This is a genomic window from Aquibacillus salsiterrae (assembly GCF_028416595.1).
In the GTDB taxonomy this organism is placed as follows: Bacteria; Bacillota; Bacilli; order Bacillales; family Amphibacillaceae; genus Aquibacillus_A; species Aquibacillus_A salsiterrae.
On record NZ_JAMQKC010000009.1, the window covers coordinates 29,137 to 43,063 of the forward strand.

Genomic DNA, 13,927 nt, shown 5'->3' on the forward strand with positions numbered 1-13,927 from the left:
CAGCGTAAATGGAATTTTATTTTTTTACCATAAGAAAAACATCGGCACCTGCTAGAATAAAGAGGCGGATGCCGATTTTTAAAAAAGTGTAAAAAGGTCCAAGAGATCTCTAGCTCCGGGCACCTAGCTCATCGGGTCAAGTGGTCTAAAAGTTCATCACCCAAGCAGACCCGCCAACAACAGTTACGACAATAATGATCCCGACTATTAACGCTAAAACAATGTATCCTCTATTCTTGTTTTCACGAAGGTGCATGAAGTAATAGATTTGTATGACAAATTGAAAGCATGCAGCCAAAAGAATTATCACAAGTAATAATGGATTTTCAAGCATGTCATTTAAAACAAGAACTAACGGAATAATAGTTAAAACAATAGAAAACAAAAAGCCAGTTACATAAGATTGGAAAGATGAGTGATGCTCCGTATGCTTTTCCGTCGTCATCTTACATCACCCCCAACAGGTAAACAACTGTAAAGATAAAAATCCATACAACATCCAAGAAGTGCCAGTACAAGCTCACTACTTGTGTTTTTCGATTTGTTTCTTCAGTAATGCCGTATCTTGATAATTGGAAAATGGTACTTATCATCCAGATAATACCTGCTGATACGTGCAAACCATGTGTTCCAACGAGTACGTAAAATGCGGATAAAAATGCGCTTGTTGATATTGTTGCGCCTTCTTCTACTAAAGTAATAAATTCTGTAACTTCTAGCCCGACAAATGCAATTCCTAATACGACAGTAACGATTAACCAGTTAATAACGGTTTTTACTTTACCCTGTTGAAGACCTAACGTTGCGAGTCCGCTTGTAAAGCTACTAGTTAAAAGGATAAACGTTTCTGCAACAAAAATTGGAACCTCAAACAGTTCTGCACCAGTTGGACCTCCGCTATACCTAGTACGCAATACTACATAGGTTGCAAATAATACAGAGAAAAGAATTAAATCAGAGATAAGAAAAATCCAAAAACCAAAGATTTTAATTGAACTCGTGTCATGATGTTCTTCTTCATTATGGTGGTCAATTTTTCCTGCGGTTGATTGAGACATTATCGTGTACCTCCAATCCTTGCTTCCGTTCGTTCAATTTCATCAACTGGAATATAATAATCAGTATCATTATCTAGGTGCCTGACGACAATAGAGGTCGCAACACCTATTAAACCGATGATACCCATCCAGGTCCATTCAAAGGTTAATCCAAATCCAGTAATAAACCAAAACCCACCCATTATAAACGGGATACCAGAATTTTTTGGCATATGAATCGGTTTATAATCCTCTTTAACTTTAGTTAGCCCTTTTTGCTTTTTATACCACCAGTCGTCTTGTTCACTAACCTTTGGTATTATCGCAAAATTGTATTCAGGTGGTGGTGAAGGAATGGACCATTCAAGTGTACGACCATCCCATGGGTCAGCTGCGCCTTCCTTATTTCGGTGTTTAATACTATAAACTATCTGCCATACCTGAAAAATAAATCCGGCACCCATTAAGAATGCACCGATTGTCGAAATGAAATTTAATGGCGCCCATCCCATATCCCATCCGTACGTTGATACTCTTCGTGGCATGCCCATGAAGCCAAGTGCGTACTGTGGCATAAACGTTACATAGAAGCCGATATTCCAAAGCCAAAATGCCCATAATCCTAATTTTTCATTTAAAGAGAAACCGAAGATTTTTGGCCACCAATAATAAATACCTGAGAAAAAGCCAAACACTACTCCTCCAATTAACACCTGGTGGAAGTGAGCGATTAAGAAATAACTATTGTGATACTGAAAATCAGCTGGTGCTACAGCCAACATAACACCTGTAGCTCCTCCTACTAAGAAGGTTGGAATAAACGCAATCGTCCAAAGCATCGGAGGCTTCATTTGGATCCTGCCTCGGAACATGGTAAACATCCAATTAAATACCTTTACGCCAGTTGGAATAGCAATCGCCATTGTTGTTATAGCGAAAAACGCATCAACTTTATAGTCTGCCATCGTAAAGAAGTGGTGTACCCATGTAAAGAACGACAGAAGACTAATACTTAACAATGCAAAGACCATAGATTTATAACCAAATATTTTCTTTTTACTAAATGTGGCTACTACTTCAGAAAAGACTCCAAAAGCAGGGAGAACGACAAGATAAACCTCTGGATGTCCCCACATCCAAATCAAATTCACATAATACATCGGGTTTCCGCCGCCAGCAAGAGTGAAGAAGTTTGCCCCGAAATATCTATCAATAAACAATAAACCTAATGTAACGGTTAAAATTGGGAATGCAAAAATGATAATAATACAGCTTGATAACACCGACCATGAAAACATCGGCATTTTCATTAATTTCATTCCAGGTGCACGCATTTTTAGAATCGTAACTAAAAAGTTTATCCCTGATGCCAAGCTTCCTATACCAGAGATTTGTATCCCCCAAATATAGTAGTTCTGCCCTGGGCCCTCACTGAACTGTGTTTCTGATAATGGTGCATAACTTAACCATCCGGCATCAGGTGATCCCCCAATGACAAAGGATAAGTTAAAAAGCATTGCTCCAAAGAAAAATGTCCAAAAACTTACTGCGTTCAGAAAAGGATACGCAACATCCCTTGCGCCAATTTGTAATGGAACAACCATGTTAAATAAGGCAAACATTAATGGCATTGCCATAAATAAAATCATAATTGTACCGTGTGTGGTGAAAATTTCATTGTATTTATCTGATGGTAGAAAGTCCATATTTGGAAAAGCGAGCTGTGTACGCATTAAGATGGCATCTACGCCTCCGCGAAACAGCATTAAAAGCGACGCTATCAAGTACATGATTCCGATTTTCTTATGGTCAACAGTTGTTAGCCATTCACTCCACAACCATTTCCATTTTTTAAAATAAGTTAACACAAAAATGATAGCTACCATGACTAACACGATTGAAACGTCAGCACCATAAATTAATGGATCTCCGGTAACGAAAAAATCGGACGAAAAATTTTTTATTGATTCAATCATAACAAGTCCTCCCTTCTCTAATTCCCTAATTCTAGTTGTCTACTATTGTCAAATTGTTCTGTATGGTTATTACTCTTGTAATATTTACCACCATTTTTATCAACGATAAACTCAAATAAGTTAGGTGGAATTGATGAATACGCTGAAACTCCAACAATGCTTGGTTTAACCAATTCTTGATAATCTTCCATTGTAAATGGTTGGTTAGTAGCCTTTACTTCCTCTACCCACTTATCAAAATCTGCATCCGGTACAGTTGATACATCAAAGTTCATTTCTGTAAATCCATCACCGGAAAAATTGTTAGCTGTACCATAATAAGTACCAGCCTCTTCAGCTTCTAACCATAAGGTAGATGATTTTCCAGGCAATGAATATCTTTGCCCACCCAACTGTGGAATCCAAAATGAATTAATTGGTGCGTCTGACGTTAATTCAAATTGAACAGGTGTATCAACAGGGATCTTTAAATAGTTAACCGTAGCAATATCTTCTTCTGGGTATTGAAACAACCACTTCCAATCAAGTGATGTCACTTGAATAGTAATTGGCTCTACATCCTCTGAAGGTGGCCCTTGAAGTACTAGTGTGTCTCGAACTGTTAAGATACTTAATATCGCAATCAGTATTATAGGAATACCCCACCATACGACCTCTAGTTTGACATTATCGTCCCATTCAGGCTTATATGGTGATTTGTTTCCTGGTTTATCTCGGTACCGATAAACGATGAAAAAGAATAAAAGCAGAACGGGGATAATGACAATCATTAATACTAGAAATGATACGAATATCAAATTGGCCTGAACCTCCCCAACTGGCCCTTTCGGATTTAACACGATAAATTGCTCACTGCTACAAGCAGATAACAAGAAAACTGCGAATGTCGATAAAATTAGCATTAAAAAACGTTTTACCGTTTTTCTTGAAGGCATTCGATTCTCCACCTTTCTTTTGATATGAAAGTATAAAAAAACTAAGAGCTGTCTAGCTCCGGGCAGGACTTGCGCTTTTCTTAATGACTAGGACTTTAAGTTGGTTAACCAAAGCTTCCTTGTTCCCCGGTGGATAAGATTATTTATTTACAATCGTATTTATTAAATCTTTCAGTCGGTATTTTATCAAAAGTTAATCAGTTTGAGAGTAATTTCACAAAGGTTTCACATTTTTTATGAGATAAAAATGTATCATCTTCTTTGATAATCGCTTGTGTAGCAAAATGTCCAATAGTCCACAAATACCTTGGGCCATATAAAAGAAATAAGCTTCGGTTTACAAAGAAAATACACTGTGATATATTAAATATATTAAAAATGTTAAATAAAAATTTAATTTAATTAACATAAGTGGAGAGGCTAGAAGAAAAATTCAATGGAAGAAGTACATAAAATGAATTTGATTTTTAAGCTTAATCCGCTGAATTTGTTAAGTTATTAAACTATCAATCTCTTAACTAGTTTCATGATTTAAGGAGGATTTTAATGAGTTATCTTTCTATAAAGTGGACAATGACAGAAAATATTAGGCATCAAGGAGGTCTTCAAAGATGAGTAAAGCATATGATTACGTAATTGTTGGCGGGGGTAGTGCAGGTTCTGTGCTCGGAGGGCGTCTAAGTGAAGACGGGAAACACAGTGTACTTGTTTTAGAGGCTGGGCGTAAGGATTTTTCATGGGACTTATTGATCCAAATGCCAGCAGCTTTACCGTTTCCGGCGGGTAAATCACTCTATGATTGGAGGTATGCATCAGACCCTGAACCATATATGAATGGACGACGTGTGAAGCATGCTCGTGGGAAGGTGCTTGGTGGATCAGGCTCGATCAACGGCATGATTTTCCAACGTGGCAACCCAATGGACTATGAACGGTGGGGAGCTGACCAGGGTATGGACACGTGGGACTTTGCACACTGTCTCCCGTATTTTAAGCGTATGGAAAATGCTTTAGCATCAGATCCGGACGATGAACTACGTGGCCATGATGGCCCGCTAAAATTAGAACGTGGACCAGCTACTAATCCGCTGTTTGAGGCCTTCTTTAATGCTGCTGTAGAGGCTGGATATTCGCGCACCGCAGATGTTAACGGTTTTCGACAAGAAGGATTTGGGCCGTTTGATAAGCATGTGTACAAAGGGAGACGGTTTGGTCCTTCACGTGCCTATCTGCATCCGGCTATGAAACGTTCGAACCTAACTGTTCAAACGCGTGCATTTGTTACAAGTATTGACTTCAATGGTACAAGGGCAAGTGGTGTGACTTATCAACGAAATGGCAAGACGAATCATGTTACTGCAGGGGAAGTTATTCTTGCTGGGGGTGCAATCAATACGCCACAGCTACTTCAACTATCAGGTGTTGGCGATGCCGAACATTTACGCTCACTTGGTATCGATCCAGTCGTTGATCTTCCTGGTGTAGGTGAAAATCTTCAGGATCACTTGGAAGCATATATTCAATATTCTTGTCCGTTACCGGTGTCTGAGCAGCCAAACTTAAACAAAGCAAAAATGCCTTGGATTGGCTTGCAGTGGATACTTGGACGCAAAGGCCCTGCAGCAACGAACCATTTTGAAGGTGGAGGGTTTGTCCGTTCAAATGAGGAGGTTGACTATCCGAATTTGATGTTCCACTTCCTTCCTGTAGCAGTACGATATGATGGGCAAAAAGCGGATACGGATCACGGATTCCAGGTACACGTTGGACCGATGTATTCTGATGCGCGGGGCTCGTTAAAAATACGTTCGAAAAATCCGAAAGAACATCCTAGCATGGTCTACAACTATCTTTCAACGGAACAGGACAGACGTGAGTGGATTGAAGCGGTGAAAATTTCGCGTGAAATTATGTCTCAGCCAGCAATGGCACCATACAATTCTGGAGAAATTTCCCCTGGACCGTCTGTTAGTACAGATGAGGAAATTTTGGACTGGGTGGCAAAAGATGCTGAGACAGCACTTCATCCAAGTTGCACAGCTAAGATGGGGCCTGCTTCAGATCCGATGGCTGTAGTAGACCCACTAACTATGAAGGTTCATGGGCTTGACAATGTCCGAGTGGTAGATGCATCTGCCATGCCTTATGTTACGAACGGTAATATTCATGCACCAGTGTTAATGTTGGCGGAAAAGGCATCTGACATCATTCTTGGGCGTAAACCGCTAGAGCCTGTTCAAGCAGATTTTTACCGTCATGGTGTTCATCCGAAAGACGCAGGCACAGTCCCGGTCAAAGCATAATGCTTTTAGTATGGAGGCTTACTATCGAGCAGCCATTTATAATTAATGAAATAGAAAGAGACCAAATCACTATACGATTTGGTCTCTTTCTATTTCATTGATTCGGACAGGAAAGGGTGATAATCGCCTTATTGAGTCCGAATTAGAGCTGAATTCGGACAGGAAAGGGTGACAATTGCTTTATTGAGTCCGAATTAGAGCTGAATTTGGACAAGGAAGAGTGATAATTGCTTTATTGAGTCCGAATTAGAGCTGAATTTGGACAAGGAAGAGTGATAATTGCTTTATTGAGTCCGAATTAGAGTGGGATTCGGACAGGAAAGGGTGATAATCCCCTTATAGAGTCCGAATTAGAGCTGAATTTGGACAAGGAAGAGTGATAATCGCCTTATTGAGTCCGAATTGGAGTGGGATTCGGACAGGAAAGGGTGACAATTGCTTTATAGAGTCCGAATTGGTGCTGAATTCGGACAAGGAAGAGTGATAATTGCCATATAGAGTCCGAATTAAAAGAAGCTAGTCTCTTCAAAGTGAAAGACTAGCTTCTTTTCCTCTATTATTTTACCCATTCACCTATTATTTCTTGGTTTTCATTTACCCATTTCTTAGCTCCGTCAAGTGGCTCTTCTGCACTTTCTACATAATCGATAAGCTCGCCAATTTGTTGGTCGTCCATCTTCCAATTTTTAAACCACTCACTTACCTCTGGATAATCTTCTGTAAATCCTTGTCTTGTAGCGTGGTGAATCTTTTCTACTCCACCAAACGTTTTTTGTGGATCATCTAAAAACTTCAAGTCATATTTAGAGAACACCCAGTGTGGACTCCAAAGTGGTGAAACAATTGGTTCTTCATTTTCAATAGCATTTCCAATCTCAGCTAACATGGCAGGTTCAGAGCTTGGCAGCAGATCAAACTCCAGATTATAATCTTCAATCAATTGTTCTGTAACTTCCATTGTTCCTGCACCAGGGTCAAAACCGATAATTTCACCGTCGAATAGCTCTTTATTATCGTTTAAATCTTCAACACTATTGATTTCCTTTAGATAGGTAGGAACAACAAGTCCTACTTTTGCGTTATCAAACCAAGTAGCTTCTGAGAAATTGACAGTATCTTGGTATTGTTCCAAGTAATTTGCATCTTGGACAGGTAACCATACTTCTAAACTGGCATCTAGCTCTTTGCTTTCTAATGCTTTCATTGTTGTTCCCATGTCTAGTACATTTAACTTTACGTTATAGCCTTTTTCCTCTAAAATCGCTTTCCACATATTTGTAACCGCAATGTTTTCAGCCCAGTTAATTTGGCCAATTGTTATTTCGTTGTTACCTTCTGTTGTTTCTGCATCTGCTTCTTTACTGCTTGTGTCCTTGCTAGTGTTTCCGCATGCTGTTAAAGTAGCAACCATCAGCAGAGTTAAGAGTAAACCAACACCTATTTTCCATTTTTTCATTGTAAAAACTCCCCTTTGTTTTTTAAAATATATGATTGAAAAACACTCTAAACATTAAATGTATTAAGAATATTTTTAATCTAATGACCAAATAATTTATCTCTTCTTTTACCCTGTCTTTAACCAATAGGTTTGGTTTAAGACAGACAGAGAAAATTCAACACCTTCGCCAGAGATGAGCGAAAGCTAGATTTCTAAGAAGAGACAAATGAGACATGTCTATGTGTAGCTATAATATAGACGACCTGATTTCTTTAAATGATAAGAGAGTGTAAGAAAATCCAAGCGTGGATACCATTCAGCGAGAGCCACGTCCAACTTCGGACTTAATCCTGCTGTTCTTTAGGTAAAAACTCAAATATCTTACCGCTTCTAATACTTGCGACTAATTCCTCTAACCAGTGATAGTAGACTTTCGATTCTTCTAACTGGTCATAATATTTTTTTGCATCAGCAACAATTTCTGGTGTACTAGTGGAATCTTTAATCACATTGATAAAATCTTCTTGTGCTTCTTCAATTGCTTCCATATTCATTTTCACTTCTCGGTCCCACATTTGACAATAAAAGGCCATAAAAGACCGGAAGAAGTTTTTCTCAGCTGCATACGTATGCTTTCTAGAACCGCGTGTGAATGTTTTTTTTACCATTTCTATTTCTTGGAGCTTGCGGACACTAGTACTCATGCTCGGCTTACTCATTCCAAGCTCTGCACGCATTTCATCAAGCGTCATCTGCTCTTTAAAATACATCGTTGCATATAAATTGGCAGCAGCTGGTGTTACTCCGTATAAATCCATTGTCTCGGCAATTGCACCAATCACTTTATCCTTTGCTTCTTCTATTTTTATTCTTGATCTTGCAGTAGATTCACTCATCCTGTCGCTCCTTCAACATAAAGTAAAGCGCGTTAAATATTTTTTAAATCTTCTTCACAAACTTTATGATACCGCGTTCCGTTTAAATGTCAAATAGAATACGCGATTTAAACGAGTCCAAACCGTCTTGTAAGTTAGTAATTACAACGGTTCAAGTCAATTTTTATTTTTCTGAATTTTTTTGATTAGATGTTATTTTTGACAGTCTCATAGTGGCGTGTTACTATTTTAAAAACGTTAAATAAATTTTTAATAAAGTTAATATTGTGATTTGGAGTTGATTGATTTGAATCTAAAATTAAAACAATACATCAATGGCGTATGGGTCGAAGCTAACTCGGGTAATACGCGTGATATCATTAATCCATTTAACCAGGAAATTATTGCGACTGTACCAGAAGGTGATGAATCTGATGCTAAAGCAGCAATTGCTGCAGCAAGAGCGGCGTTTGACGGGGGAGAGTGGTCGTCAACACCTGCAACGGAGCGAGGGGCTATTGTAAGAAAAATAGCTGAGTTAATTGAAAGAGATAGAGAAGAACTTGCTAGATTAGAATCATTAGATACGGGTAAGACAGTAGAAGAAAGTCGTGGGGACATGGATGATATCGCAGGAGTATTTCGTTACTATGCAGAGCTTGCCGACAAGGATGGCGGGGAACTGATTGATTCGCCAGTGCCGAATTCGATTAGTAGAGTTGTACGTGAACCAGTTGGGGTATGTGGCCAAATTACACCGTGGAATTATCCGTTACTTCAAGCGTCCTGGAAACTAGCACCAGCGCTAGCGACAGGAAATACACTAATTATGAAGCCAAGTGAAATTACACCACTTACTACTATTAAAGTATTTGAACTAATGGAAGAGGCTTTAGTGCCTGCTGGTGTTGCTAACCTTGTTCTAGGTTCTGGTACCACTGTTGGTGCTGAGCTATCTCGTAATATGGACGTTGACTTAATTTCGTTTACGGGGGGAATTGTAACCGGGAAGAAGATCATGCAAGCGGCTAGTATCAATGTGAAGAAATTAGCACTTGAGCTTGGTGGGAAGAATCCCAATATCATTTTTGCTGATGCAGATTTTGAAACAGCAGTTGACCAAGCATTAAATGGTGTATTCTTCCATGCAGGACAAATTTGTTCGGCTGGTACAAGACTGATTGTCGAAGAAAGTATTCATGATAAGTTCGTTGATGCGCTTGTTGAGCGAGTGAAAAAATTCAAGCTAGGAAGCGGTTTTGACGAGGATACTCAAATGGGCCCGCTCATTTCAGCTGACCACTTGGCGAAAGTGGAAAAGTATGTAGCAGCAGGTGTAAACGAAGGTGCTACATTAGCAGTTGGTGGAAGTCGGCCGGAAGACCCAGAATTACAAAAAGGGTTTTTCTATCTACCTACTATATTTACAGACTGTACAACAGATATGAGTGTTGTTCAAGAAGAAGCATTTGGTCCAGTTATTACCGTGGAAAAGTTCACATCAGAAGAAGAAGCAGTCAAACTTGCGAATGACTCTATTTACGGACTTGCAGGTGGTGTTTGGACCAACGATATTGTAAAAGCTGAACGGTGTGTAAGAAAGATGCGAATGGGTACAGTTTGGATCAATGATTTCAACCTTTATTTTCCACATGCCCCGTGGGGTGGATTTAAACAGTCTGGAATTGGACGCGAACTCGGAAAACTAGGTATCGAAGAATATACAGAAACAAAGCATATTTTCCAGAACCTAACACCTGAACCTATTAGCTGGTTTTGAGTCCGAATTACGCCTTAATGGGGGCAGTGGAAGTGGAAAATCAATAAACCGAGTCCCAATTTGGCCTCAGTTCTGACTATTATTTGCTACGCGGGGGGGTGTTGTCAGAACTGGGCCTTCTTTACTAAATTAATTAAATTAGAGCTCATTTATTTCAATAAACGTAACAGTGGTTACTTGGAAGTATTTAGAATTTATGCCAAACTAATTGAAAACGGTTACTTGATGTGGTATAGTTATAACATAAATTTAAAGCGATTACATCAAGGGAGAAATACAACGATGACACAGTATATCTTTGTAGTAGACAAATTAGTTGATTCAACAGAAATTAAGGTAGAAGCTACTGGAATGATGGATGCATTCCATAAAATAAAAGAGATTCGAAATAAGATAATGGAAGAAACATCATCCATTATTAATATACGGTTTAAAGGGGTCTTATATCCGTAAACCTATTTTTGATTCAATAATCATTGTGATTCCTAGGAAGTGCTGAATACTAAATCAAAAAGCCAGAGCCGAATCAGGTTCTGGCTTTTTGTGCTTTGTTTATTAGATAAGCTGTCTGCGATGCACTACAATGGAAAAGATAAATGCTATAATAATCCAATAGACATGAAACTAGGAGTGTTGACATGACTGATCATTCTTTACAAAAACAAGTTAAAAAACAAATGCAACAACACCGCAAATTAAGTGCTAAAAAGATTTTCAGACGTTCGTTCTTTATTTTCATTGGAGCGCTGTTAATGGCATTAGGAATTGAAGTTTTTTTAGTCCCTAATGATATCATGGATGGTGGTATTCTTGGTATTTCTATCATCTTATATAATCTAACAAGTATTAGCATCGGTGTATTTATCTTTCTCCTAAATATTCCTTTTTTCTTTTTAGGCTATAAACAAATTGGTAAGACATTTGCGATATCAACAATATTTGGTATTACTATTTTGTCAATTGCAACTAATTATTTTCATTATATTCCTGCTTTTACTGATGACATGCTACTTGCGACGGTGTTTGGTGGAATTGTTGTCGGTGCAGGTGTCGGGTTAGTCATTCGTAATGGTGGTGCATTGGATGGTAGTGAAATACTAGCTATTTTACTGAACAAAAAATGGCCATTTTCAGTCGGTGAATTTGTTATGTTCTTCAATATTTTTATTTTTGGTTGGGGTGGATTTGTTTTAGGATGGGACCGTGCGATGTATTCGATATTAGCCTATGTTATCGCCTTTAAGACAATTGATATTGTAATCGATGGGTTTGAGGAATCTAAGTCTGCCTGGATTATTAGTGAGAAGAACAAAGAGATAGGGGAAGCAATCCTTTCTCGTCTTGGACGCGGGGTTACATACTTGAATGGTGAAGGTGGCTATTCAAGAGATGATAAACAAGTTATTTTTTGTATCGTAACAAGATTAGAGGAAGCAAAATTAAAATCGATTGTTGAAGAAATAGATGAAGCTGCATTTTTAGCTGTTGCAGATATAAATGAAGTTCGCGGTGGAAGATTTAAAAAGCGTGATATTCATTAAAGTATCGTCTTGTTTGTTTAGAGCTTCTTGATTTATGCTAAACTTGATATTGACTGTTAAAACAAGGAGCAGAAAAAATGAACTTGCTTTCGAAACAATTTAAAATTTCTAATCAATTAACAACCATTCATTTAATTGTATTATATTACGTCACAGCAGTTGTTGTTTCGACTGTTTTACTTAGCTTGCCAATTTTGCATCAGCCAGGTATAGAAATTTCTTTTATAGATACCGTTTTTACGGCAATTAGTGCAATTAGTGTTACTGGGCTAACGGTAGTATCAACGGCCGATACATTAAATGCAGCAGGAAAACTTGTCTTAACTGTTATTTTGCAGTTTGGCGGTATCGGAATTATGACTTTAGGTACGTTTATCTATATTCTATTTGGACGTAAAATTGGTCTAAGGGAAAGACAGTTAATTCAGGTCGATCAAAATCGGTCAACATTATCCGGGTTAGTTCGGTTAATGTTGAGAATTTTGCAAATCATTATCCTTATTGAAGTGATTGGCACGATTATTTTATCTACCTATTTTTTAACGTATTTTGATACGTGGCAAGAAGCGTTGCTGCAAGGCTTCTTTGGTGCGGTAAGTGCGACAACAAATGCAGGTTTTGATATAACGGGAGCGTCCTTGATACCGTTTGCTGATGATTACTTTGTTCAATTTATTAACATGGTTTTATTAATCCTTGGGGCAATTGGTTTTCCAGTCTTAATTGAGGTTCAGGAGTTACTTAGAGGTAAATACAAACATGTGAATCATAAGTTTAACTTCTCATTGTTCACTAAAATTACTACTGTTACTTTCTTTGCTTTAGTACTTGTTGGGTTTGGCGCAATACTGTTATTTGAACAGAAAAACTTCTTTGTTGATAAATCCTGGCATCAACAGTTTTTTTACAGTATGTTTCAATCAGTCACAACACGTAACGGCGGCCTTGCAACAATGGATGTCAGTGAATTTTCCGTACCGACATTACTTGTGCTTATTGTTCTAATGTTTATTGGTGCTTCACCAAGTAGTGTGGGTGGGGGTATTAGAACAACTACATTTGCAATTATGCTTCTCGCCATTTTGAACTATGCTAAAGGAAACTCGTCAATCAAGGTGTTTGGCAGGGAAATTGACACAGAAGACATTACGAGGTCATTTATTGTCATTGCGACGGCAACGATGCTTTGTTTCACCGCGACTGTTATCTTAGCTGTTACGGAAGATTTTCCTATATTGTCTATCGTGTTTGAGGTAGCATCAGCATTTGGAACAACAGGACTCTCGATGGGAATCACCGGTGACTTGTCGACGTCTGGTAAGATTGTCATCATGTTTTTAATGTTTGTTGGCCGGATTGGGATATTTTCATTCTTATTCTTACTGAGGGGAAAGGAAACCAAAGATATTTACAGGTACCCAACTGAAAAGATAATCATTGGATAACCCAGACAATATTTCCTGGGTTATATTTTCTTTTGAAAAGATTCAAGAGCTGTCTAGCTCCGGGCACCTAGCCCCTCGGGTCTAGCAAGGCGCGACTTGCGCTTTTCTTATTTTAAGAAAAGAAAATATAAAAATTCAAGATATGTTTAGATCCGGCGCAGAATAGAGTTGAATTCGGACAGAAAAGAGCGAATCCGAGTAGACTGAGTCCGAATAGAGGTTGAATTCGGACAGAAAAGAGCGAATCTTGGTAGGTTGAGTCTGAATAGGGGTTGAATTCGGACAGAAAAGAGCGAATCTTGGTAGGTTGAGTCCGAATTGGGGTTGAATTCGGACATCAAAGAGCGAATCCGAGTAGATTAAGTCCGAATAGAGGTTGAATTCGGACAGAAAAGAGCGAATCTTGGTAGGTTGAGTCTGAATTGGGGTTGAATTCGGACATAAAAGAGCGAATCCGAGTAGACTGAGTCCGAATAGAGGTTGAATTCGGACAGAAAAGAGCGAATCTTGGTAGGTTGAGTCCGAATTGGGGTTGAATTCGGACAGAAAAGAGCGAATCCTTTGTTATTTCCTATAAATTTCCTATCATTCCAACCC

11 protein-coding genes are annotated in these 13,927 nt (G+C 38.5%); 5 read left to right on the top strand and 6 right to left on the bottom strand.

Going from position 1 to position 13,927, the window contains the following annotated elements; all coding sequences use genetic code 11:
- Positions 1-145: 145 nt before the first annotated feature.
- The 4 genes from NC799_RS11200 to NC799_RS11215 are packed head-to-tail and all read right to left on the bottom strand — an operon-like array spanning position 146 to position 3,948.
- Entirely contained in the window at positions 146-445 is a 300-nt protein-coding gene (locus tag NC799_RS11200; RefSeq protein ID WP_272446525.1) for a cytochrome C oxidase subunit IV family protein, read from the bottom strand.
- Between the two features lies 1 nt (position 446).
- Positions 447-1,058, bottom strand: a complete 612-nt coding sequence (gene cyoC, locus NC799_RS11205; RefSeq protein WP_272446526.1) for a cytochrome o ubiquinol oxidase subunit III — start codon at positions 1,056-1,058, stop codon at positions 447-449.
- Entirely contained in the window at positions 1,058-3,013 is a 1,956-nt protein-coding gene (locus NC799_RS11210; protein ID WP_272446527.1) for a cbb3-type cytochrome c oxidase subunit I, read from the bottom strand. Before NC799_RS11210 ends, cyoC begins: the two co-directional genes overlap by 1 nt.
- A gap of 17 nt (positions 3,014-3,030) precedes the next feature.
- The gene (locus NC799_RS11215; protein ID WP_272446528.1) at positions 3,031-3,948 is read right to left on the bottom strand and encodes a ubiquinol oxidase subunit II; all 918 of its coding nucleotides are present in this window, start codon (positions 3,946-3,948) and stop codon (positions 3,031-3,033) included.
- A gap of 611 nt (positions 3,949-4,559) precedes the next feature.
- On the opposite strand from NC799_RS11215, the gene betA reads away from it, so the two are divergent.
- Positions 4,560-6,251, top strand: a complete 1,692-nt coding sequence (gene betA / locus NC799_RS11220; protein ID WP_272446529.1) for a choline dehydrogenase — start codon at positions 4,560-4,562, stop codon at positions 6,249-6,251.
- A gap of 556 nt (positions 6,252-6,807) precedes the next feature.
- Here betA and NC799_RS11225 read toward each other — a convergent pair.
- Together NC799_RS11225 and cudC are read right to left on the bottom strand one after the other, a co-directional pair.
- Positions 6,808-7,707 (bottom strand): glycine betaine ABC transporter substrate-binding protein, encoded by a 900-nt coding sequence (locus NC799_RS11225; RefSeq protein ID WP_272446530.1) that lies wholly within the window; start codon positions 7,705-7,707, stop codon positions 6,808-6,810.
- Between the two features lie 326 nt (positions 7,708-8,033).
- On the bottom strand, positions 8,034-8,585 hold the full coding sequence (gene cudC / locus NC799_RS11230) for a choline uptake/conversion transcriptional regulator CudC (RefSeq protein WP_272446531.1): 552 nt from the start codon (positions 8,583-8,585) through the stop codon (positions 8,034-8,036).
- Between the two features lie 286 nt (positions 8,586-8,871).
- Between cudC and betB the strand changes: the two genes are divergently transcribed.
- The 4 genes from betB to NC799_RS11250 all read left to right on the top strand — a co-directional run bounded on the left by betB (position 8,872) and on the right by NC799_RS11250 (position 13,330).
- On the top strand, positions 8,872-10,344 hold the full coding sequence (betB, locus tag NC799_RS11235) for a betaine-aldehyde dehydrogenase (protein WP_272446532.1): 1,473 nt from the start codon (positions 8,872-8,874) through the stop codon (positions 10,342-10,344).
- 282 nt (positions 10,345-10,626) lie between these two features.
- Positions 10,627-10,797 (top strand): hypothetical protein, encoded by a 171-nt coding sequence (locus tag NC799_RS11240; RefSeq protein WP_272446533.1) that lies wholly within the window; start codon positions 10,627-10,629, stop codon positions 10,795-10,797.
- A gap of 185 nt (positions 10,798-10,982) precedes the next feature.
- The gene (locus tag NC799_RS11245; RefSeq protein ID WP_272446534.1) at positions 10,983-11,885 is read left to right on the top strand and encodes a YitT family protein; all 903 of its coding nucleotides are present in this window, start codon (positions 10,983-10,985) and stop codon (positions 11,883-11,885) included.
- A gap of 77 nt (positions 11,886-11,962) precedes the next feature.
- Positions 11,963-13,330 carry a TrkH family potassium uptake protein gene (locus tag NC799_RS11250; protein ID WP_272446535.1) on the top strand — a complete coding sequence of 456 codons (1,368 nt, stop codon included), beginning with the start codon at positions 11,963-11,965 and terminating at the stop codon, positions 13,328-13,330.
- The last annotated feature ends 597 nt before the right edge of the window (positions 13,331-13,927 follow it).

Bases quoted from the DNA above. Each gene is read 5' to 3' on its own strand.
- NC799_RS11245 (WP_272446534.1), top strand. From the start codon at position 10,983: ATGACTGATCATTCTTTACAAAAACAAGTTAAAAAACAAATGCAACAA.
- betA (WP_272446529.1), top strand. From the start codon at position 4,560: ATGAGTAAAGCATATGATTACGTAATTGTTGGCGGGGGTAGTGCAGGT.
- NC799_RS11250 (WP_272446535.1), top strand. From the start codon at position 11,963: ATGAACTTGCTTTCGAAACAATTTAAAATTTCTAATCAATTAACAACC.
- NC799_RS11240 (WP_272446533.1), top strand. From the start codon at position 10,627: ATGACACAGTATATCTTTGTAGTAGACAAATTAGTTGATTCAACAGAA.
- NC799_RS11200 (WP_272446525.1), bottom strand. From the start codon at position 445: ATGACGACGGAAAAGCATACGGAGCATCACTCATCTTTCCAATCTTAT.
- NC799_RS11225 (WP_272446530.1), bottom strand. From the start codon at position 7,707: ATGAAAAAATGGAAAATAGGTGTTGGTTTACTCTTAACTCTGCTGATG.
- NC799_RS11215 (WP_272446528.1), bottom strand. From the start codon at position 3,948: ATGCCTTCAAGAAAAACGGTAAAACGTTTTTTAATGCTAATTTTATCG.
- NC799_RS11210 (WP_272446527.1), bottom strand. From the start codon at position 3,013: ATGATTGAATCAATAAAAAATTTTTCGTCCGATTTTTTCGTTACCGGA.
- cudC (WP_272446531.1), bottom strand. From the start codon at position 8,585: ATGAGTGAATCTACTGCAAGATCAAGAATAAAAATAGAAGAAGCAAAG.
- cyoC (WP_272446526.1), bottom strand. From the start codon at position 1,058: ATGTCTCAATCAACCGCAGGAAAAATTGACCACCATAATGAAGAAGAA.